At 45.1% G+C, this 21289-nt stretch carries 20 protein-coding genes, 1 tRNA gene and 1 pseudogene; 2 read left to right on the top strand and 20 right to left on the bottom strand.

What is annotated here, in order from left to right; translation table 11 throughout:
- Nucleotides 1–21 precede the first annotated feature (21 nt).
- The 11 genes from dnaJ to ACERC7_RS07550 all read right to left on the bottom strand — a co-directional run bounded on the left by dnaJ (nucleotide 22) and on the right by ACERC7_RS07550 (nucleotide 11859).
- On the bottom strand, nucleotides 22–1164 hold the full coding sequence (gene dnaJ, locus ACERC7_RS07600; protein ID WP_373657959.1) for a molecular chaperone DnaJ: 1143 nt from the start codon (nucleotides 1162–1164) through the stop codon (nucleotides 22–24).
- A 432-nt stretch (nucleotides 1165–1596) separates the two neighbouring features.
- Entirely contained in the window at nucleotides 1597–3420 is a 1824-nt protein-coding gene (gene dnaK, locus ACERC7_RS07595) for a molecular chaperone DnaK (RefSeq protein ID WP_373666589.1), read from the bottom strand.
- A 420-nt stretch (nucleotides 3421–3840) separates the two neighbouring features.
- Nucleotides 3841–4371: a nucleotide exchange factor GrpE gene (grpE, locus tag ACERC7_RS07590; protein WP_373666588.1), complete on the bottom strand. Its 531-nt coding sequence runs from the start codon at nucleotides 4369–4371 to the stop codon at nucleotides 3841–3843.
- A gap of 10 nt (nucleotides 4372–4381) precedes the next feature.
- A complete protein-coding gene (gene hrcA, locus ACERC7_RS07585) occupies nucleotides 4382–5416 on the bottom strand; it encodes a heat-inducible transcriptional repressor HrcA (RefSeq protein WP_373657954.1) in 1035 nt (344 codons plus the stop codon).
- A 91-nt stretch (nucleotides 5417–5507) separates the two neighbouring features.
- Nucleotides 5508–5735: a hypothetical protein gene (locus ACERC7_RS07580; RefSeq protein ID WP_373657953.1), complete on the bottom strand. Its 228-nt coding sequence runs from the start codon at nucleotides 5733–5735 to the stop codon at nucleotides 5508–5510.
- A gap of 1 nt (nucleotide 5736) precedes the next feature.
- Nucleotides 5737–6252 (bottom strand): DUF2812 domain-containing protein, encoded by a 516-nt coding sequence (locus ACERC7_RS07575; protein WP_373657952.1) that lies wholly within the window; start codon nucleotides 6250–6252, stop codon nucleotides 5737–5739.
- Nucleotides 6249–6566: a PadR family transcriptional regulator gene (locus ACERC7_RS07570; RefSeq protein WP_373660498.1), complete on the bottom strand. Its 318-nt coding sequence runs from the start codon at nucleotides 6564–6566 to the stop codon at nucleotides 6249–6251. Before ACERC7_RS07570 ends, ACERC7_RS07575 begins: the two co-directional genes overlap by 4 nt.
- A gap of 118 nt (nucleotides 6567–6684) precedes the next feature.
- Nucleotides 6685–9333 carry a bifunctional acetaldehyde-CoA/alcohol dehydrogenase gene (gene adhE, locus ACERC7_RS07565; protein ID WP_373657949.1) on the bottom strand — a complete coding sequence of 883 codons (2649 nt, stop codon included), beginning with the start codon at nucleotides 9331–9333 and terminating at the stop codon, nucleotides 6685–6687.
- Nucleotides 9334–10332: 999 nt separating this feature from the next.
- Complete coding sequence (locus ACERC7_RS07560) at nucleotides 10333–10611, bottom strand: hypothetical protein (RefSeq protein ID WP_373657948.1); 279 nt, start codon at nucleotides 10609–10611, stop codon at nucleotides 10333–10335.
- Between the two features lie 86 nt (nucleotides 10612–10697).
- Nucleotides 10698–10868, bottom strand: a complete 171-nt coding sequence (locus tag ACERC7_RS07555) for a hypothetical protein (RefSeq protein ID WP_373666587.1) — start codon at nucleotides 10866–10868, stop codon at nucleotides 10698–10700.
- Between the two features lie 307 nt (nucleotides 10869–11175).
- A complete protein-coding gene (locus ACERC7_RS07550) occupies nucleotides 11176–11859 on the bottom strand; it encodes an SH3 domain-containing protein (protein ID WP_373666586.1) in 684 nt (227 codons plus the stop codon).
- Nucleotides 11860–12027: 168 nt separating this feature from the next.
- On the opposite strand from ACERC7_RS07550, the pseudogene ACERC7_RS07545 reads away from it, so the two are divergent.
- Nucleotides 12028–12176: pseudogene (locus tag ACERC7_RS07545) on the top strand (ISL3 family transposase); the annotation flags it as partial.
- A gap of 55 nt (nucleotides 12177–12231) precedes the next feature.
- Here ACERC7_RS07545 and ACERC7_RS07540 read toward each other — a convergent pair.
- From ACERC7_RS07540 to rsgA, 9 genes are all read right to left on the bottom strand, one after another.
- Entirely contained in the window at nucleotides 12232–14049 is a 1818-nt protein-coding gene (locus tag ACERC7_RS07540; protein ID WP_373666585.1) for an acyltransferase family protein, read from the bottom strand.
- The gene (locus ACERC7_RS07535; protein WP_373657944.1) at nucleotides 14046–14462 is read right to left on the bottom strand and encodes a hypothetical protein; all 417 of its coding nucleotides are present in this window, start codon (nucleotides 14460–14462) and stop codon (nucleotides 14046–14048) included. Before ACERC7_RS07535 ends, ACERC7_RS07540 begins: the two co-directional genes overlap by 4 nt.
- The gene (locus tag ACERC7_RS07530; RefSeq protein ID WP_373657943.1) at nucleotides 14435–14869 is read right to left on the bottom strand and encodes a low molecular weight protein-tyrosine-phosphatase; all 435 of its coding nucleotides are present in this window, start codon (nucleotides 14867–14869) and stop codon (nucleotides 14435–14437) included. The genes ACERC7_RS07535 and ACERC7_RS07530 overlap by 28 nt, the downstream gene beginning before the upstream one ends.
- Nucleotides 14870–14965: 96 nt before the next feature.
- Complete coding sequence (gene purR / locus ACERC7_RS07525) at nucleotides 14966–15784, bottom strand: pur operon repressor (RefSeq protein ID WP_373657942.1); 819 nt, start codon at nucleotides 15782–15784, stop codon at nucleotides 14966–14968.
- A 98-nt stretch (nucleotides 15785–15882) separates the two neighbouring features.
- Nucleotides 15883–16821 (bottom strand): 3'-5' exoribonuclease YhaM family protein, encoded by a 939-nt coding sequence (locus tag ACERC7_RS07520; protein WP_373657941.1) that lies wholly within the window; start codon nucleotides 16819–16821, stop codon nucleotides 15883–15885.
- The gene (locus ACERC7_RS07515) at nucleotides 16811–18085 is read right to left on the bottom strand and encodes a DNA recombination protein RmuC (RefSeq protein WP_373666584.1); all 1275 of its coding nucleotides are present in this window, start codon (nucleotides 18083–18085) and stop codon (nucleotides 16811–16813) included. Before ACERC7_RS07515 ends, ACERC7_RS07520 begins: the two co-directional genes overlap by 11 nt.
- Nucleotides 18085–18720, bottom strand: coding sequence for a thiamine diphosphokinase (locus ACERC7_RS07510; protein WP_373666583.1), 636 nt, complete (start codon nucleotides 18718–18720; stop codon nucleotides 18085–18087). Before ACERC7_RS07510 ends, ACERC7_RS07515 begins: the two co-directional genes overlap by 1 nt.
- Entirely contained in the window at nucleotides 18713–19372 is a 660-nt protein-coding gene (gene rpe / locus ACERC7_RS07505) for a ribulose-phosphate 3-epimerase (RefSeq protein WP_373657936.1), read from the bottom strand. Before rpe ends, ACERC7_RS07510 begins: the two co-directional genes overlap by 8 nt.
- Before the next feature lie 64 nt (nucleotides 19373–19436).
- Nucleotides 19437–20309, bottom strand: coding sequence for a ribosome small subunit-dependent GTPase A (gene rsgA, locus ACERC7_RS07500; RefSeq protein WP_373666582.1), 873 nt, complete (start codon nucleotides 20307–20309; stop codon nucleotides 19437–19439).
- 481 nt (nucleotides 20310–20790) lie between these two features.
- On the opposite strand from rsgA, the gene ACERC7_RS07495 reads away from it, so the two are divergent.
- Nucleotides 20791–20872 (top strand) — tRNA-Leu (locus ACERC7_RS07495).
- Nucleotides 20873–21289 lie beyond the last annotated feature (417 nt).

The following is a 21289-nucleotide window of genomic DNA, read 5'->3' as shown; positions in this document are numbered from 1 at the left end:
GGAAAAATAGCAGAGCAGTTCTTATAACTCTTCCAGGGCATCTTTCACCTTGTCAAAGAAACCTTTGCGTTTAGGATGGACATCATCCAAGCCGCTGGCTGCCGCAAAATCTCTGAGCGCAGCTTTCTGACCGTCGTTAAGTTTGGTCGGGGTCACAATATTAACCGTGACATGCTGGTCACCCACTGCGCCACTTCTGATGTGCGGTGCTCCCTTACCTTTGAGGCGGAAAGTCTTGCCAGTCTGTGTCCCTGCTGGAATGCTCATCTCAACCGCACCATGAACAGTCGGTACCTCAACCGTGTCACCAAGAGCAGCCTGAACAAAATTGATATCCATGCTGTAGTAAATCGTTGTGCCATCGCGTTTGAATTTATCGCTTTGGAGAACGGTGATGATGACATATAAGTCACCGTAAGGACCGCCATTGAAACCTGCTTCTCCACCGCCTAAATGACGTAGTTTCAGTCCAGTTTCTGCTCCAGCAGGTATTTTCACGGATAGCTTATGTACTTTGGTCTCATGACCTGTACCATGACAGGTCTGACATGGGTCTTTGATCTCCTTGCCTCGTCCGTGACAGACATCACAAGTCATCTGACGACGCATCATACCAAGCGGCGTTTGCGTATCAACATTGATCACCCCTTGACCATGACACCGTCCACAGGTCACAGGACTGGTACCTGGCTTGGCCCCTGACCCACTACATGTCCCACAAGTGGATTGACGTTGGTAGCTGATTTCTTTCTCCGTACCAAAGATAGCTTCTTCAAAGCTGATACGGATTGGATACTGAAGATCATCGCCCTGACGAGGGGCATTAGGATTCCGAGAACCACCGCCACCACCGAAAAAGCTAGAGAAGATGTCCTCGAAGCCACCAAAGCCGCCGCCAGAGAAGCCATCAAAGCCGCCGAAGCCACCACCACCAAAACCACCGCCTGCTCCAGCAGGTCCAAACTGGTCATAGCTGGCCCGTTTTTGCTCGTCACCGAGCGTCTCATAGGCCTCTTGGATGCCCTTGTATTTTTGCTCCGCCCCAGCTTCCTTGTTGATGTCTGGGTGGTATTTTTTAGATAATTTCCGATAAGCCTTTTTAATCTCGTCTTGCGACGCAGACTTAGAGACGCCTAATCGGTCGTAGTATTCTGTATTGTTCATAATTTTACCTTTCGGTTTTTTCTTGATACTTTTCTTAAGTAGCACGGACGCCAGCGATCTCCTTCGGAGTTCCATGGCTAAATTCTGAGCCAAAGTCTCAGAAGACCGCCGTGAGAATTGCGACAAATCGCTATCCTCACTCTTGCTACGGCGAAAAGTATCCGTTAAGAGCTCGCTTCGCTCGCCATAGCAGAGCAGCAAGTCACATTTAGTTGGAAACTTTTTCCATTACCCGAAAACCAGAGGCTGGGTATCAACCTCTGGTTTGAATGTTTATTGTACAACAACGGTATTCAACTGTACAGAGACGACGACTATTCAGGAAGTTCGATAATAACTTCCCGAATCATCTAGTAAGGCACCTAGCCAGTCGCCAGAATAGCGACTGGCGTTCATTGATTAGTTGCTTTAGCAACAATCAATGTTGGTGCATTACTTCTCCGTAAACTCGCCGTCTACGACATCGTCACCTGCTGGGTTAGCTTGGCTAGCACCTTCTGCGCCTGCGGCAGCTTGCTGAGCTGCTGCGGCTTGCTCATACATTTTCACCGCCAAGGCTTGCGCTTTCTCATTGAGGTTGTCAAATTTAACTTTCATGTCATCCAAATTGTTAGCTTCTTGGGCAGCTTTGAGTTCGTCCAAAGCAGCTTGGGCAGCGTCACGCTCGGCGTCAAAGCCTTTGCCTTCAGTTTCCTTGATGGTCTTTTCAGTCGCAAAGATGGCTTGGTCCACGTCGTTACGAAGATCCACTTCTTCTTTACGCTTCGCATCAGCTTCAGCGTTGTCTTCAGCGTCCTTCATCATGCGCTCAATTTCTTCTTCAGACAAGCCATCGTTAGACTTGATGACAATGGTTTGTTCTTTTTGTGTCCCAAGGTCTTTGGCCTTAACAGAGACGATACCGTTCTTGTCAATGTCGAAAGTTACTTCGATTTGAGGGATACCGCGAGGCGCTGCTGGAATATCTGTCAACTGGAAGCGACCAAGTGTTTTGTTGTCTGCTGCCATCGGGCGCTCACCTTGAAGAACATGGATGTCTACGGCAGGCTGGTTATCAGCCGCTGTTGAGAAGACTTGTGATTTAGAAGTTGGGATAGTGGTGTTACGATCGATGAGTTTAGTGAAGACCCCACCCATAGTCTCGATACCGAGTGACAATGGCGTAACGTCCAAGAGAACAACGTCTTTCACATCACCAGTGATGACACCACCTTGGATAGCGGCACCCATAGCAACGACTTCGTCAGGGTTAACAGATTTGTTTGGTTCTTTACCTGTTTCTTTACGGACAGCTTCAACCACCGCTGGAATACGGGTTGAACCACCAACGAGGATAACTTCATCAATTTCAGAAGCTGACAAACCAGCGTCAGAAAGAGCTTGACGAACAGGCACTTTGGTACGCTCTACCAAGTCATGGGTCAATTCATCAAATTTCGCACGAGTCAGGGTCATTTCCAAGTGGAGTGGTCCAGCTGCTCCCGCAGTGATGAACGGCAAGCTAATTTGAGTTTGGGTCACACCTGACAGGTCTTTCTTAGCTTTTTCAGCTGCATCTTTCAAGCGTTGGAGAGCCATCTTGTCAGCTGACAAGTCAATGCCGTTTTCTTTCTTGAATTCTGCCACCATGTGGTCGATGATTTTCTGGTCGAAGTCATCACCACCAAGTTTGTTGTCACCAGCAGTGGCGAGAACGTCGAAGACCCCATCACCGAGTTCTAGGATAGACACGTCAAAGGTACCACCACCAAGGTCAAAGACCAAGATTTTTTCTTCTTTGTCTGTCTTGTCAAGACCATAAGCCAGAGCTGCTGCGGTTGGCTCGTTGACGATACGCTCTACTTCCAGACCAGCGATTTTACCAGCGTCTTTGGTCGCTTGACGTTGCGCGTCGTTGAAGTAGGCAGGAACAGTGATAACTGCCTTAGTCACTTTCTCGCCAAGGTAATCTTCTGCATAGCCTTTGAGGTATTGCAGAATCATGGCTGAGATTTCTTGTGGGGTGTATTCTTTGCCGTTGGCAGATACTTTTTCAGAAGTCCCCATTTTAGATTTGATGGAGATGATGGTATCTGGGTTGGTCACTGCTTGGCGTTTTGCCGCGTCACCAACGATAATTTCGCCATTTTTGAAGGACACAACAGATGGAGTAGTGCGGTTCCCTTCTGGGTTAGCGATGATTTTGCTCTCAGTTCCTTCAAGAACTGCTACTGCTGAGTTAGTTGTACCTAAGTCAATACCGATAATTTTAGACATGTGTGTTACCTCTTTTAAAGTTATTTTTATTGATCCTCTTCTTAGGTAGTGCGGATGCTAGCAACCGCCTCCGGCGTTTCATAGCTAACTTTTGAGCCTAAAGTCTCAAAAATTCCGTCGTGAGATAAGCGAAACAATCGCTTATCTCACTGCCACTACGGCGAAGAGTATCGGAATGGCTCACTTCGTTCGCTTCATTGCTGAAGCACCCGAAATAGCAATTTTATTTCTTATTTTCATAGTTTATCGTCATTTCGGACATATTTATTTTTTTGATTAGCTATTAACATTGTATAGTGTAATTGCGACGTGAGATAGCAAAATCGATACCATTTTGCTATCGAACTAGTAAGGAGTCTAGGCAATCCGCCATAGCGGTTCCGTCTAATGATAAAGCACGTTAATGCCCATCATTATAGACTAATTGTACACCACCACCATAGATGGTCTAAGCAGGCGTTCATGGAGTTTGTAGCCTTTTTGGAAGACTTGAGCGATGGTGTCTGCTGGGTTGTCGTCATCAGCTGGTAGGGTTTGAACTGCCATGTGGAGATTTGGATCAAAAGTTGTTGTCTCAACCTCTTCGACGCCTTCTTCTTTCAGGGCTTGGAGGAGACTATCTTGCACCATTTCGATGCCTTTTTTGACGTCGTCCGTCAAGCCTTCAACAGCTAAGGCACGCTCTAAGTTGTCCAGACTAGGCAAGATTTTTTTGGCCAAGTCCTGCGAACGGTAGCGTTGCAGGGTCTGGCGTTCTTCACTGGCACGTCGCTGAATGTTTTGCATTTCAGCGTGGGCTCGCAGGTATTTGTTTTCAAACTCTTCTGCTCGCTCAGTCGCCATTTCCAGCTCTGTTTTTTCTGGACTTTCAGTGACTTCTTCGGTTACTTCTACTGATTCGTCGACACCTTCTTCTTCAAGAATGTCGTCTTGTTTCACTTCTTCTGACATGCTTCCTCCTTTAATGTACTTCATAATGATTGCTATTGAGATAGCGGTAATAGTCTTGCAGCTTCATGAAGAGGACTCGACTGATGACATTGATGAGGCTCATCTGCCGATGGTAATCCATGTCAATCGGTCCTATCAAGCTCATCTGCCCCATGCCCCGATAAGGGACTGGAAAGCGGTGATGAATGACGGTCAGCTCACTCAAGACAGACTCTCGTGCATCACCGACCAAGATAGCGGTCGTCTCCTGCTCTGTCACGGTTGACCGCAGGCTGACTGCCAAGGCTTGTGGGCTATCCAAAAACTGATAGGTCTCTGGACTGCCGTAGGTCAGCGTAGCCATTTTCCCAGCGACAAAGACAGTGTCTTGAAAAAGGGGCTGAAAAAGATAGTCCATGACATCCAGCACATTGTCCGTCGTGGTGAAATAGCGCTGCACCACTTGAGGAATCTCCGTCCGCAGGCGGTAGTGGATGTCCAAGACCGTTTGCCCGATGAAACGCTCATCAACCAACTGCTTGAGGGTCGCTAAATCCCGTGTCAACCAGTTTTTTGGAATGGCAAACTGAACGGTGACAGGCTTAGAAGCATCGAGTGTCAAGACAGCTAAGGCGTCATGGCTACTCAGCTGCACCACATCAAACTTGGTCAAGCGTTGCTGGGTCGGCTCCACATCGAGCAAGACAGCCGTGTAACCTGTCATCTCTGCCAGGACCTGTGCCGCCCGCTCCAAGATATCCTCTAGGCGAAAGGCTTCAAAGTCAAAGGCTTTGACCACCTGATAGACATCCGCCTCGTCCATCCACTCTCGATTGAGCGTGTGGGTCACGAAATACTGAAACCCAGCTCGGCTAGGCAGGCGACCGCTTGAGGTATGCGCCTTTTCCAGCAAGCCCAACTGCTCAAGTTTTGCCATGTCGTTGCGAATGGTCGCCGAACTAGATGACAAGACGTCTTGCAAGGCTTTGGAGCCAATCGGCTCATGGTGCTGGGTAAAGAGCTCCACAATCAGATTCAGAATCTCTGTCTGCCGTTGGGTAATCATAGCGAGCTCCTTTCTATTAGCACTCTAAAGTATCGAGTGCTAAATCTTATACTCCTATTATACACCATCCTCTCTCCTTGTCAAGAAAAAATTAGCACTCTTTTACCAAGAGTGCTAATTTCAGTCTTAAGACCGAGAAGACTTCTTTTGTCTGAAGAATCGAATCACTAAAAGTGACATCACGACTAGCTGAACCAGAGCCAGAAGATTGACCCCCCCAGTCAGAAAGAGTTGTGGCTGATAGGTCTGTCCGTGGCAAAACAAAGCTGACAAAAGTCACAACATTCAGTAGCAGAGCTGCGATTGGTTGTTTTTTCATATTAGTTCCTTCTGTATTTCTTCCATAATTGGTAAAAACGGTAACCGACATAAAAACAAATCGGTACATCAATCATGGCAACTGTCACCGCTAAATCTAGCTTATTAAAGAATGAGCCGCCAGCAATAGTCAAGACAACCATGCTCAACAAAATCAAAAACCGTCTTATAAAAATTTGTCGAATCATCTCCCAGCGACTGGTCTCATCACTGAAAATATCATCATCTTCCACTTGGCTGGCAGGTTTTCTAAAAATCTCAAAGCTGTTGCAGGTCGTTACAGGTTCCCAACCATAATCCCGATAGAGCTGGTAGTAAGTCTCCTGGTCAGCTCTGCCATTATCCTTAAAATCCAAGCGATAGACCACTTCTTGAGGCGCCGTTTCTTCAAAATGAAAGAGGCAGTCAAAGCGAATCTTGGTCAGCTTCCAGCCCTTGCGGTGCATGGCCGTCAGGTAGTTGGCTTCCTCCTCAAAATCGGTGATAAAAAAGAATTTCACTTCCGTCTTGGTTGTCATAGGCTTTCTCCTCTGCTGGTTTTATATAGGCGTTCGATCCGTGTCAACTCTAGAGCCAGAATCTCCCTACCCAGGGCAGTTATCTGGTAGAGCTTGCGTTTTTCTTCTTCTCGTTTGAAGGCAATCAAGCCATCCTTTTCCATCTTGGATAAGGTGCCGTACATGGTGCCAGGGCTGATGATGACCTGTCCAGTAGTTAGCTCCTTGGTCCGCTGGGTAATCTCATACCCGTGCCGCTCCTCTTGTAAGGCAAAGAGGATATAAAAAGCCGTCTCGGTCATGGGAATGTAGACCCGCTTAATCTTCTCCTGCATAGCACTCCTTTCGTCTCTTGATATATCGAGGTTCGTTATACATTGATTATATCGCAGTGCGATAGTCTTGTCAAGAAAAAAGCAATCAGTTTACCTGATCGCTTTTCCTTTTATTTTTTTACTTCCGACGTCCTGGGCGTTCTGCGTAGCCGTAGTAGGCGTCTTCGATGATTTCTTGCATGTGGTCAACCATTGGCAAGCGTGGGTTAGCTGGTGAACATTGGTCTTCGTAAGCCAGAAGAGCCAATTCACGAGAGTATTTCTTGAGTTCTTTCTCGTCGACACCTTGGTCACGTAGGTTCATCTTGATACCGACACGCACACCGAGGTCATACACAGCTTTAGCGTAAGCCTCAACCGCTTCTTCCGGTGTAGCGCATGGCAAACCAAGCATACGAGCGATTTCTTGGAATTTCACATCCGCTTTCCAGTAGTTGTACTTCGGCCATGTTGTCGTCTTAGATGGGCGAGTACCATTGTAGCGGATAACGTATGGCAAGAGGATGGCGTTTGTCCGACCGTGTACGGTGTGGAAGCGTCCGCCAATCTTGTGCGCCATAGAGTGGCTCATGCCAAGGAAGGCGTTAGCAAAGGCCATACCAGCCATGGTGGAAGCATTGTGCATTTTCTCGCGCGCTTCGCTGTCAAAATCATTGACTGATTTTTCAAGGTATTCAAAGACTAACTTGATGGCTTGAAGAGCGAGACCGTCTGTGTAGTCGTTGGCAAAGTTTGAGGTATAAGCTTCTGTCGCGTGGGTCAAGACGTCCATACCGGTATCTGCTGCGATAAAACCTGGTACAGTCTCTACAAGAGCTGGATCCACAATGGCAATAGTTGGTGTCAATGAGTAGTCCGCCAATGGGTACTTGCGGTTATTGGCTTTGTCAGACACAACCGCAAATGGCGTTACTTCTGAACCAGTACCAGATGTAGTTGGGATACCGATGTACTTAGCTTTTGCACCCAATGATGGGAAGCGGAAGGCACGTTTACGGATGTCCATGAATTTTTGAACCAGATCACGGAAGTCCACTTCTGGTTGCTCGTAGAAGAGCCACATGATTTTCGCAGCGTCCATTGGAGAACCACCACCTAAAGCGATAATGGTATCTGGCTCAAAGGCACGCATCACTTCGGCACCACGACGAACAGTGGTGATGTCTGGATCTGGCTCAACATCTGAGAAGACTTGAACCGTCACTTTGTTAGAACGCAGGTTGAGCTGGTCAATCACACGTTGCACAAACCCTAGTTTTTCGATGGACTTGTCTGTCACAATCATGACACGCTCAAGACCTTCTGCAGTTTGCAGGTATTGAATAGAATTGCGCTCGAAGTAAATCTTAGAAGGTACTTTGAACCATTGCATGTTGTTTCTCCGTTTTCCGACTTTCTTGATGTTGAGGAGGTTGACAGCACTCACGTTGTCACCAACTGAGTTGCGACCGTAAGAACCACAACCAAGGGTCAATGATGGAATAAAGGCGTTGTAAACGTCCCCGATACCACCGAAAGTAGATGGAGAGTTCCAGATAACACGCATGGCACGCACACGGGTACCAAATTCTTTGGCAAGAGCTTCGTCCTTAGTATGGATCGCCGCAGAGTGACCAAGACCGTGGAATTCAACCATTTGACGGGCTTTTTCAAGACCATCTTCGGTGTCTTCTGCTTTCAAAACAGCGATAACTGGAGAGAGTTTTTCACGAGTAAGTGGCTCGTTTTCACCAACTTCAGCACATTCTGCCGCTAAGATGTTGGTACCTTCTGGTACTTTGAAACCTGCTTGCTCTGCAATCCATTCTGCTGGTTTACCAACGATGTTGGCATTGAGTTTTGCACCTGCACAGTTTTTGCTGTTGGCTTTCACGCCGAAGCAGAACTCTTCAAGGAGGGCTTTTTCTTTCTTGTTAACAAAGTAGGTGTGGTAAGATTTGAATTCGTCTACAAAGTCATCGTAGATCTCTTTGTCGATAATAACAGCTTGCTCAGACGCACAAACCATACCGTTGTCAAAGGACTTAGACATCACGATGTCATGTACAGCTTGTTTGATGTCAGCTGATTTTTCCACATAAGCTGGGACATTACCTGCACCAACACCGAGCGCTGGTTTACCACATGAGTAAGCGGCACGCACCATGGCGTTACCACCGGTCGCAAGGATGGTTGCGATACCGTCGTGGTTCATCAGAGCTGCTGTTGCTTCCATAGAAGGTTCAGTAATCCATTGAATACAGTTTTCAGGAGCACCTGCTGCAATCGCTGCGTCACGCACGATTTGCGCCGCATGAGCTGATGATTCTTGAGCTGATGGGTGGAAACCAAAGACGATTGGGTTACGGGTTTTCAGGGCAATCAGAGATTTGAAGATAGTGGTTGAGGTCGGGTTGGTTGTTGGGGTAACACCGCAGACTACACCAACTGGCTCAGCAATTTGTGTGATACCTGTGATTGGATCATCTGAGATAACTCCAACAGTTTTCACACCACGCATGTTGTTGACCACGTGCTCACAGGCAAAGAGGTTTTTGGTGGCCTTATCTTCAAAAACACCACGTCCTGTTTCTTCGTAAGCATGTTGTGCCAAGATACCGTGCGCATCAAGGGCAGCAACAGATGCTTTTGCCACAATGTAGTCAACCTGTTCTTGGTTCAGTTGACGGAAAGCATCAAGCGCAACAAAACCTTTTTGCACCAACTCATCCACGTGAACTTGAGCTTTAAGTGCTTTGTCTTCTGGTTTAACTGATTTTTCAGCCATGGGTTTTCCTCCTCTGTTTAACAAGATTTTTTCTTGTTAATTTTTTCACATTTGTTTTACATGTTCATTATACAACTTTTCCATTCATTTGTAAACCCTTTTTGTGATTTTTTTAACAAAAGTCAACGAGTTTTTTATTTTGAACAAGAAAACGCTTACTGATATAGTTTACACCTTTCCTTTAAAAAAATCAAGTTTTTATATCAAGTCAATAAATTATCTAAATCATTACTACCCAGTTTTTGAACGTTCTCAAGCAATTCCTGCCTAGCAAACTTTTATTCTCCGAAGCACAGAAAAAACGATAAGGACTTCCCTGTTGCTGGACAGGTTTAATACCTTATCGTTACTTTTAATGTTTAAAGCTCGTAAGACCAAGGCTATAGTGGGTGAATCCATCTTAGGAATTATGGACTACACACCTAAAATTAGGTCAAAAAAATAACTTTGGTGTACTTTTATGGTTTCTAGCCATAAACATAAAATAAGAGAGGATAAAATTTATCCTCTCTCAGGCTTAGGTGTAATCAGTCTAATACGGTTAATAAAGAGCTTAATTTCCTAGTAACCATCATTCAAATCAGTTGACATTATCACTAAAATTTTATGTCATCTACTTCTTGACCAGGTCATCAAGGAGTGGTAGAACTACTATTTTCAAATTTTTTATCACAATTTCTTTATTTTGTCTGCTAAGCCTATAAATCTAATCGTTTTTTGATTCCCTCTAGGATATTATGCTTATTTATGCCTTACGGTGTAGAATAAAAATTTAAAAGATAGATTAGTTACTTAGTTTACTTTATTGAAGTTTCGCTGTTGTGATAACTCGAAGCGATTGTAGCCTTCTAAAAATTCCCGTCATTACTCTTTTTTATGACAAATTTTCTGTTTGGAAAATTAGTTATGAACTGAGAAGTAAAAATCAAAAGCAGGATGAAGAGAACAGCGACCAAGTTTCATCTGGGTTAAGACTGTGATAAATCGCAATAAAATGAACTATAGATTTTGATGGAATTGATCTAAGGATTTAACCAATGGATTCAAAAGTCCTAAATTACCATAACTATTAGACATGATGGAGACAATGTAATCACCTTTTGTTGTATAGATGATGCCCGCATCATTAGCTGCTTGATAGTCCAAGTCTCCAATCCATCCCGCCTTGCTCTGGGTTTTGTAAGTTTGTCCTAAAACAGACTTAATCGGTGATAGATTTGGTGTCTCAAACATGGCACCAATCTGTTTACCATGAGCCCCCCTCTTGGATGTACTCATAGTTGCTTTCCCAAAGAGCATGGAGTTCTTTTGGAGTCAAATCTGGACATCGGCGACTAATGCGATCACGACTAATACCTGATTGATCAGCCCAGTGATGTATAACCGCTTGACCATAGTTCTCGTGCAATTGAGCATAGCCCCTTGCTCGATTGCTTAGCAACAGCCTCCATAACTGTACGGTGCTCTGCAATCTTCTCAGGATATTGCTCTGCTAAGCTGACTAGAAATGGTGCTTTAATGGTACTAGCACTCATAGAAGCGTTTATTGGCATTATACTCAATTCCTTTATTTGTACGAACATCAGAAAGTTTGAAACCAACTTGATACCCCTTATCTTCGATATGTTTAATTGCTGAAACGAGAGGCGATAACATATGCTCGTTTGCTACATAGTCACCAATTACATTAAATAATTTACCTGCAAATTGTTGGTTTTTTTCCTTATAACTCCCGCTAGATGATGATAATTTAATCTTACCGAGGTCTGTCCCAATAGTTACTTTGTCTTCATAGGTCGTATAGACATGGACGTGGTAGTCATCTGAGGTATTGGAATGATTTTATTTGTTAACCTTAACACTTGCCTGGTCATTAAATACCTTAGGTTCATACCATTTCAAATCATCTTGTCCTTTATCTTCCGACCAAACCGCTACGCGAACATGAGAAAATGGCTTAGTGTCCTTTGAACCAGTCACTTTGACCGTGAAATTAGTCTTATCTTCCTTGTAATCGACAACCTCGACTTTGGCAGGTGCCTTCTCGGCGACAGGTTTGGCTGTTTCAGTCGGTGTTGAGGAAGTTGATGTTCCTAAATCTTTTACAGGGACATAACTACGACTGCCAGAGTAGCTGACGTAACTGATCCACAGATGGTTGTCGTTCTCGACAGTTTTGTCATAGTTGGCTTTTTCACCTGCAGTGTAGTAGTCTCGGTCTGGTGCTGACATCTTAGGCTCGCTCTTGACCCCAACTCGCTCAGTAAAGGTATAAGTCCCACTAGCTGGTAGACTTTCCTCTGACACTTGGGAAGCAGGAGTAGTTGCGCTGGTCTCAACAGCAGCACGAACTGCAATAGCAGGACTAGCTTCGGCCGTAGGTGTCGTCTCACTAACAGTACTTGATTCAGCAGGCGTTATAGTTGTTGCCTGAGAGGGTTCGGTGGTTGGTGGTACGGGTGGTTGCTCTGNCCTGAGAGGGTTCGGTGGTTGGTGGTACGGGTGGTTGCTCTGCAGATGTTTCATTAGCAGCTACTTTACCAGAAGCCAATAGCATTCCCAGAAAAACAGGAATTGTCAAGTAGAACTTCTTGCGTTAATTTTTCATGATCATCCTCCTGGACTTATTATAGCATACAACCATTAATCATGCTACTTGCTTTATAGTTTTTTATTCGTGAATTGACTTATTAAAACACCAAACTTGAAACTACAAACAATTTTATCCACATCATTAAGAATGAAAACATTCGGCTTCCGAAAATGAAAACTTCAAAACTCGCATTTTCATTGCTTTAAACATAAAACGAGAGAAGAACACAATTGTCCTCTCTCGGTTCTAGGAGTGATTAACCCACTACAGTTAATCAGTAGCCGGTTTTATTTGAAAGGCCGGAATCAATTTTTGACCGGTTTTGTTTTAGCTTCCTCAATTGCTTTTTGAATCGTTTGAGCGTAAAGCGTCGCACCTTTTACAATGCCGTCCCCATCACCTCCGAAGTGGATATTATCACTACCCACCCAAATATCTGGATTTGACAAAGCGGTCTGGTGCCAGTCAGCCAAGGTAATAAAATCATATGTCTTGGCTAGGGTTAGTTCATAATCACGAGTTTTTTGCGCAACAGGATTATCATATGTCGCTGAGTTACCGTCATAAGGCGTTATTAAGATTAAGTGGTAGCCTTTTGGCAATTGTTCTACCAGTCGGTCAAGCTCCTCCTGATAATTATAGATAGTATTAACACCCGTTCCAATGACAAGATACTTTGTTAAACTTCCGTTAGCAATATGGTTAGCAACAATCTCATTGGCTTGTGCGAGGTTGCGGCTCCCTTGCGCATCGACAAGAGCTTCAGGAAGTGCTTCTGTGATTGATTTGCTCGCCCGCAAGGTAACTGAGTCCCCAATGATAGTCACACCTTCTGTGATATCATATTTAGATGCTTTTTCTTGTCCAGCAAGAGTGCGTGTCTGTTGCAGTTGCGTCGCTGCCTGATGCAGGTTATCGACCATCATCTGCCGCTCAAAGTCACCAGTAGCAGGGGCAAAGCTGATAATGAGCAAGGCAACTGCTGTAAATACCGCAAGACCTCCTTGCAACCAGCGACGATAAGGGGCGATATCAATGACTTGACCCCAGATTTTTGCTTGTCCCCCTGCTAACCAAGGCTCAAGAAGGTAAAATGAAGCACTGGCAAAAATCAGTGATAAAGCAGTCGTGAGTAAAACAGCTAACAGGTTTGGCATTACTTCTTTAAAGATATTGTACAGTGGCCAATGAAAAAGATAAACACCATAGCTGATGTTAGCTAAAAAACTGAGCACCGGAGGCTCATTGACTCCGTCTGGTGTTCGGTCACTCCAAATGCGACAAACCACAATCAAGACAAGGGTTGCCAAACTAGACAAGAGAAAACCAAATAAATAAGAAAAAATATGATTAAAGTCCAAAAATAGACCCAATAGAAGAAGAACGAGACCAGCTCCCGTTGCCAGCAAGGCTAACTCTTGTTTTTTAAGCCGTTGGCTCAGGCGTCTGTAAAAAGATGTCGTCTCGAGCAATCCTACCAGCGTTGCCAAATAAGCCCCTAAAAAGAAGGGAAAAACATGAGTCAAACTAGAAAAGTAAATGGTCGAATAGTTGCTCACAAAGAAGCTACTGATAAACATGCTTGAAAATGTCACCAGCGATAAACAAGCAGACAAGAGAAATAAGTTCCCCCTCAGTCGGTTGATACGTGTTTCTCGTCGTGATAAGAACCAAACCAATAATCCCCAGAACAGGTAGAATTGGACCTCAATCGCCAAACTCCAGGTATGGACAAACAAATGCGGAATAAATTGCGCTTCGTAATTGCCACCTGTTAGGATTTCATAAAAATTGGTTACAAATCCTAGGGCTGCCGCCACCTGACGCCCGATACTGACGACAAAGTCTAGTCTAACCAGTAGCGTGAAAGGCAAGGTGACTAAAACAGATAAGACCAACGGGGGCAAAATTCTGTAGAGCCGTCGTCTGGCAAAACTTGCTAAGTCAATCTGACCGGTTTGACTAAACTCATCGATAAAAACAGCTGTGACCAGATAGCCAGAAAAGGTGAAAAAGAGGTCAACCCCAATAAATCCACCTGAAAATTGCTTTTGAAAGAAGTGATAAGCCAAGACCAAAAGGAGACCGACCACTCGTATGATTGAAAACCATTTTATCTTCATTTTTGATAAATCCCTTGTTTAAATGTGCCGTCATAAACAGCTTTATCCTCAGTGTTTAAGACTCCTTTACCATCTGCCTGACCGTTTTTGAACTCCCCTTTGTAAGTCCAACCCAAATGAGAAACAAAGGTGCCTTCGCCGTGAAAGACGCCTTTTTTAAACTGCCCTTTATAAGAATCACCATTGTCATAAGTCAGCTCGCCATAGCCATTTAAGCGATGGTTTTGGACATCACCAACGTAAATTAAGCGCCCATCATCAAGAGTGAGCTCTATTTTTCGGCTAACCGTTGCCATCAGAAGGGTTAGGCTCATCAAGAAGACAAATAGAAAGGCTAATTTTTCTAACAAAGGACGGTCAAACGATTGGTTTTTAGCTATTCGGTTTAGTTGTTCTTTAATCTGTCCAACCATGATTGGCACCCCCTTGTTACTAAGTGATAAGTCTCTTCAAAATCGCCTGTGTACCAAGGGTCAGGAACTCCGCCATCGCAGAAGAGAAAGATTTTGTCATCGTAGCGACCTGCCGAAAGCTTTTTCAAATCAATGACATTTTGGTCGTCCATCCCAATCACCACATCATAGTCTTCCAAGTCTGCAAGACTAATCTGCTGCGATGTTTTGTGAGTGTCATAAGACACGCCGTAACGATTAAGCGTGTCTTGGGTGCCCCGATGAATTGGGTTACCATGCTCCCAGCTTGATGTGGCACGACTGACAACCGTCAGATGATGGTCATGGTCTTGCGCCAGCTGTTTCATCACAAACTCCGCCATCGGACTACGACAGATATTGCCAAGACAAACAAACGCCACTTTCATTTACTACTACCTCCGTAACATGCGAGATCAACCCCGACTAATGTAGGGAAACAAGAAACACCCTTATCAGTTGAATACTCATAAGGGATGATAACCTTATTGGTCAAAGATATTGCCAAGTTCCACCTTGACGGTATGTGATTTGACATCAATGCTAGACACACTAAGCAAAGATTTATAAGCGAAGTGCTCACGGTGCTCTTGGGTATTGTCTGCAAAAACAGCCACTCCAACCAAGGTTGAGTCAAACTCTTCCAATAAGCTGGCCATACCTGAGATTGTCCCGCCGCCTTTTAAGAAATCATCAACAATCAAGACACGGCTACCTGGCGCTAGGCTACGTTTGGACAAGAACATTTTTTCGATACGGTCTCCACTTGAACCACTAACGTAGTTAACACTGACCGTTGACCCTTCTGTGATTTTGAGGTCACGGCGAACGATAACAAAAGGCACATTAAGGACATTGGCCACAGCATTAGCTAAAGGCACCCCTTTGGTCGCAACTGTCATGACCGCATCAATCTTTTCTCCTTTGAAGCTATGAGCAATGATACGCCCGATGTTTCTCAGGAGTTTTGGTGTGCTCAATAAATCAGATAGGTAGATGTAGCCTCCAGGAAGAATCCGATTGCTTTCTGACAAGCGCTCGCACAGCTCTAAAGCTGTTTGACGGGCTTCTTCTTCTGAAATCATCGGTGTAAAAATGACACCCCCAGCCGCACCAGTAACGGTCTCCACCTCACCAATGCCACTGCTTTCAAAAGCTCTTTTAATGATGGAAATATCCTCAGAGATTGATGATTTTGCTGCTTCATATTTTTCAGCAAAAACATTCAAACCGGTTAATTTATAGGGGTTGTTAATCAAATAGTTGGAGATGACAACCATACGTTCACTGCGTTTTATTTTCATGTTATTAGCCACCTTTTCATGTTCTCCCCATTATATCATAATTCAAAAGAAAAGACGAACATTTTTGCTCAAATTGCCCGTCTCTCTTGGTATTCGTCTTAAAATCGTGGTTTGTAAAAGGATCGATTATCCATGGCAAAGATTTTTGCTGTCATTTCACCTGGTTCAATGCGATTGAGTGCTGTTGTCATCATCATCATCTCCGCATCGATATTATCAATCATATGGAGGATTTCTGCCTCCATAATCTTTGGACGAACAGGACTGCCATACTCCAACTGCCCATGGTGACTGAGCAGAACATGGCGGAGCACCGTCACATCTTCTTTAGTATCATCGATGTTTAGTTCAGTGATAATCTTGGTAATTTCTTCATTGACCAGGGCAATATGCCCAATCAAATTCCCCCTGATGGTATACTCCGTATTGTCAGGACCAGTTAACTCGATAACCTTAGCCAGATCATGGAGCATTACCCCAGCATAGAGCAAGCTCTTGTTGAGTGCAGGGTAAATATCCCCAATCGCCTCTGCCAAGCGAACCATGGTCGCTGTATGATAGGCCAAACCTGCCTCAAAGGCATGGTGATTGGTCTTTGCAGCAGGGTAGGTAAAAAATTCTTTGTTGTACTTACGGTATAGGGCGCGAACGATGCGTTGCCAAGTCGCATTTTCAATTTTAAAGAGCATCTGCTCCAGATAATCACGAACATCCGCAGAGTCAACTGGTGATTTCTCCTTAAAATCAGCAGGGTCATTCGGCTCGCCATCTTTTGGCAACCGCATGACGAGCTGATTGACCTGAGGCATCCCATTGTAAACTTCTCTGCGTCCTTTGACTTTTACCACACGTCCTGTGGTAAAGGTGTCGATATTGTAGGGTTGGGCATCCCAGAGGTTACCTGAAATTTCTCCAGTATCATCTTGGAAGGTCAAGGCAATATAATCTTTGCCTGCCCGCGTCTTTCTGACGTCAGCCGATTTGATGAGATAGAAACCAGTAAAAATCTCATCCTTTTTCATTTGATTAATCTTCATTATCTTCCTCATCTTCTAAAAGGGGCAAATCAAGTAGCGACTGGGTCTGACTGTCTTGATAGGCCTCAATGGTGGTCAAGGCACGCACGATAGCATTAGTTCTGGTCGTTAAAACGCTGTCCAAGGTACGACTGGCGGTATTGAGCTGTTTTTGCGCCTTAGTTAAAAGCCCAGAAAACTTCCCAAATTCCGTCTTAACATTGCCCAAGACCTTACTGATGTCATCCGCGTTTTTTTGGATATTGAGGGTCTTAAAACCAACTGATAGAGCGTTCAGTAGAGCCGATAAGGTCGATGGCCCAGCCACCAAAATCTGCTCCTCCCGTCGCAAGCGGTCAAAGAAATCAGCCTGCCTAACCACCTCGGCATAGAGACCTTCCGTCGGTAAAAAGAGAATCCCAAACTGGGTCGTTTCAGGCGGGTTCAGGTATTTTTTTTGAATGTCCTTGGCGAAGCGTTTGACGCTGGTCATCAGGGCTTTGCGGTGCTGATCAATGCCGTCACGGTCAGCCAGTTCATATGCCTCTTCCAGACGGTAATAGTCTTCTAGCGGAAACTTGGCATCGATGGGCAGATAGACTGGGGTGTCTGATGCTTGGCCAGGGAGTTTAATCGCATATTCGACTCGCTCACTAGAACCTGATACCGTCGCAAACTCACGTTCGTATTGGCTAGGGGTCAGCATATCCTCAATAATCTGAGCCAGTTGAATTTCTCCAAGAATCCCCCGTGTCTTGCTACCTGATAACACTTTGCTCAGGCTACCAACATCACGCGCTACTGTCTTCATTTCCCCCAGACCTTGATTGACACTCTCCAGCTGCTTGGATACCGTCTCAAAGGAGGTCTGCAAGCGCTGATTGAGGGTTTGATCGAGTTTTTCAGATACCGTTTGGCGCATATCTTCCAAGCGATGCTCATTAGAGGTCTGCAAATCTTTAATCGCAAGTGTCAGCTGGGTCTGCAACTGCTCCAAGCGGTGATCCGTCTGATTGCGACTGGCTGTTAAATTATCGTATAAAGCTTCTCGTAGGTCACTAGATTGCTGATAAAGCCCATCTTGCAGGCGGAGCAACTGCTCCTGTTGGGCAAGGAGCTGATTTTTTCCTGCCATGTCAATTAAATAAGTCAGTTGGTCCGAGAGGTTATCAGCTTGGTTCTCTAAAGTTTTGATGAGTTGATCTTGCTGTTGCCGTTGCTTCCAGAGAACGATGATCAGCACCAACAACACCAAAACCACCATGACAAGGGCCAACAGAGCCATCACGCCCTCCTATCTCGGGACTGAATCACCACTGCATACCCTTCATCTAGGCTAAAGCAAACGGGCTGTCCCAAAAATTCATTGCTACTATAGATTTTTTTTTGGAAAAATGTGCTGCGCGTCATCTCGTATTTAGCTCCTTGAATGGTGAATTGTCCCTCGCCTGATGCCATAAAAGCAAGATAGGTCATCCCTTCTGCCTGTGTGACCTCATGGCTGCCAGCCGGGAAAAACTGGACACGGTTCAGGTCATCGACCAAAACCAGTTGCTGCATGTAGGGCGAAAGTTCTGGGTCGCTGGGCAAGAAGAGATTGGACAATTCATGGTCCAGTCGCCCACCAAAGGCACCAAAAATTGTCACTTCAGCTGTCGGGTATTGGGCAAAAATTAGTTTGAGGGCGAGTTCAGCATCCGTGTCGTTTTTTTCAGCCGGCGCTTGATGAAGTATCAGAGCATGATGTTTGATGGTCGCAAGCTCTTCTGCTGTCACCGAATCAAAATCCCCCACTGCCATATCCAGCGCCAGCCCATGTTCCAAAAGAAAGAGACAGGCTCGGTCAACACCAACATAAGCATCGAAGGTACGTGGCACAAGAGTCGGCTGACCACCCAAGCAGAGGGCAATCCTAGGCATCTAGCACCTCACGCAGGCGAGCAACACCAGCTGTCAGGTCTTGCTTGAACAGGTAGGAACCAGCGACAAAGACGTTGGCGCCTGCTTCTTTTGCTAGGACAATGGTCTGGTCATCAATGCCACCGTCCACCTCGATATCAAAGCTCAAGCCAAGGCGAGCACGCTCTTTTGCGATTCGAACGACCTTGGACATGGTTTCTGGAATAAAGGCTTGACCACCAAACCCTGGGTTAACCGTCATGATGAGCACCTGATCGACCAACTCTAGCACAGGAAAGAGGGCTTCAACTGGCGTGCCAGGGTTAATGACCACACCAGCCTTCATACCCGCTGCCTTGATTTTTTGCAGTGCACCATGAATGTGGGTAGTGCTCTCAGTGTGGATGGTCATAATATCTGTCCCTGCTTGGGCGCAGGCCTCCACATAACGCTCTGGATTAACCACCATGAGATGGACATCAAAGACCAGCTTGCTGTGTTTGCGCATACTGGCAACAACATCTGTCCCAAAACTAATATTAGGCACAAACTGACCGTCCATGAGGTCGATGTGGACATAGTCTGCACCGCTTTTCTCAATGCGCTGCAATTCACTGGCAAAATTGGCGTAGTCAGCAGCTAGGATGGATGGGGCGATTTTGTAAGAAGACATGGGTTACCTCTTTCTACATGGATATGGGAACGACGGCTTTAAAAAGGAGACAAGGATATGTCATTTATTTTTTCTTAGCAACTTTTTTGTAAGTTTCACGGCGGTTGTCAATTTCGCTGAGCAGTTGCAAATAGTTATCATACCTAACCTGCCAGATGTCACCAGCTGCTACTGCCGGTTTCACGGCACAGGCTGGCTCATGGGTATGGGTACAGGTTCGAAACTTGCAAGACTGGCTGACCTTTGAGATGTCTGGAAAGGCCTGGTTGAGGTCTTCGCTAGTGGTCACTTGATAGTCGAGGGAGGAGAAACCTGGGGTATCCGCAATCTTGCCACCGAAGACATCATAAAAACTGACCGCTCGCGTGGTATGGCGTCCTCGACCTAGACTATCTGAAATCTCGCCTGTTTCGAGCTTTAAATCTGGGGCAATTTTATTGAGTAGAGTAGACTTGCCCACTCCAGTTTGTCCCATAAAGATCGTCACCTGATTAGTCAGAAGAGGCGCTAGCTCCTCGACACTATAGCAGACCTCATAACCTATCTTCTCATACTGCCTGCGAATCTCGTCCAGCTCTGCCATTTCCCCAACTAAATCCAGCTTGGTAATGTAAATGATGGGGTGAATCTGCTTGTGCTCCAAAAGCACCAAAAAGCGATCCAGCAGGTTGGGATTGAAGTCAGGCTCACGCGCCGACATGATAACGACCGCCTGATCAATGTTGACGATAGGTGGACGCACCAAAGCGTTATGGCGTTCCTCGATGGCTAGGATATAACCCTCTGACTGCTCCTCAGCAGAAAAGTCAACCCAATCGCCTACATAAGGCGTCTGTCCTGTCTTTCTAAAATTGCCACGCGCTCTGGTTTGATAAACCTGTCCGTCTGCCTCAACATAGTAAAAACCTGCCAAGGCCTTAATAATTCTTCCTCGCAAATGAACTCCTCTGTTTTTGTTTTTATTATACCATACTTTATCAAATGTCTCTAGTATAGGTACTGGGGCTGAGACAAAAGTCTCCAACTTCAACGTTGATAAGGTATTACTTGCAATACGCAGTGATCGGAAGCAACTTTTACTGGCTTTGCCAGTTTTAGAGCTGCCCTTGCACAGTTCATTAGGTATTTCAGCACCAATGAACCACTGCTGAATGCTTCAAGGTGCTTGAGCCTTGACGGTGGGGAATCGTGAGTTGCAAAGCAACTCTCCTCCCTAATACGCTGATGCTATCAGCTATAACAGCCCTACTCAACTTTGCGAGGGGTGAGCAACAACATCGATCCCCTTGGGTTATCGATTTTTGGCCCACTCCCTCGTTCACTCTGGAAAACTGCTACTGAATGACTAGGAAGGTTAAAAAAGTTCTGCCTAAGGCTTGATTTTTTTCATAAAATCAGCTAAGATAGTTATATCACCTGCGGAGGTGGTGGAACGGCAGACACGCATGCTTCAGGCGCATGTGCCCGTAGGGTGTGAGGGTTCAAATCCCTTCCTCCGCATTTCTTTAGACAATTACTGAGTTGAAGACAGAAACGTTTCAAGTGCTGTTCTTCAACTTTTTTCTTTTCCTTGAACTTTTTAGAAAAGAATTTTCTGTAAATGCTCTGCGGCATTATTTGAAAATACCTACCTGATTTGCCCCTGCTCAGCTTCAACTAAAAAGCTACTTTTCCTTAGTTTTCTAGCAGATATCAACATGAGCGAGCGAAAATCTGTTATAATGCTACTGATAGGCTTACTAGAATGGAATAAAATCCATTTCCTTCTATCTTTTCATCACCCTAAGGTGTGACTGAATCGGTTACACTAAACTAGACAGAATTTATAAAGTGTTCTACACTAAAGAAAACAGGAGAACTCTATGTCTAGAAAAATCCGTCGTCAATTTAGTGATGACTTTAAGCAACAAATTGTTG

Origin of the sequence: Streptococcus sp. E17BB (assembly GCF_041807725.1) — a bacterium.
GTDB classification, from domain to species: Bacteria; Bacillota; Bacilli; order Lactobacillales; family Streptococcaceae; genus Streptococcus; species Streptococcus entericus.
This window is presented reverse-complemented; position numbering and strand designations above follow the sequence as displayed.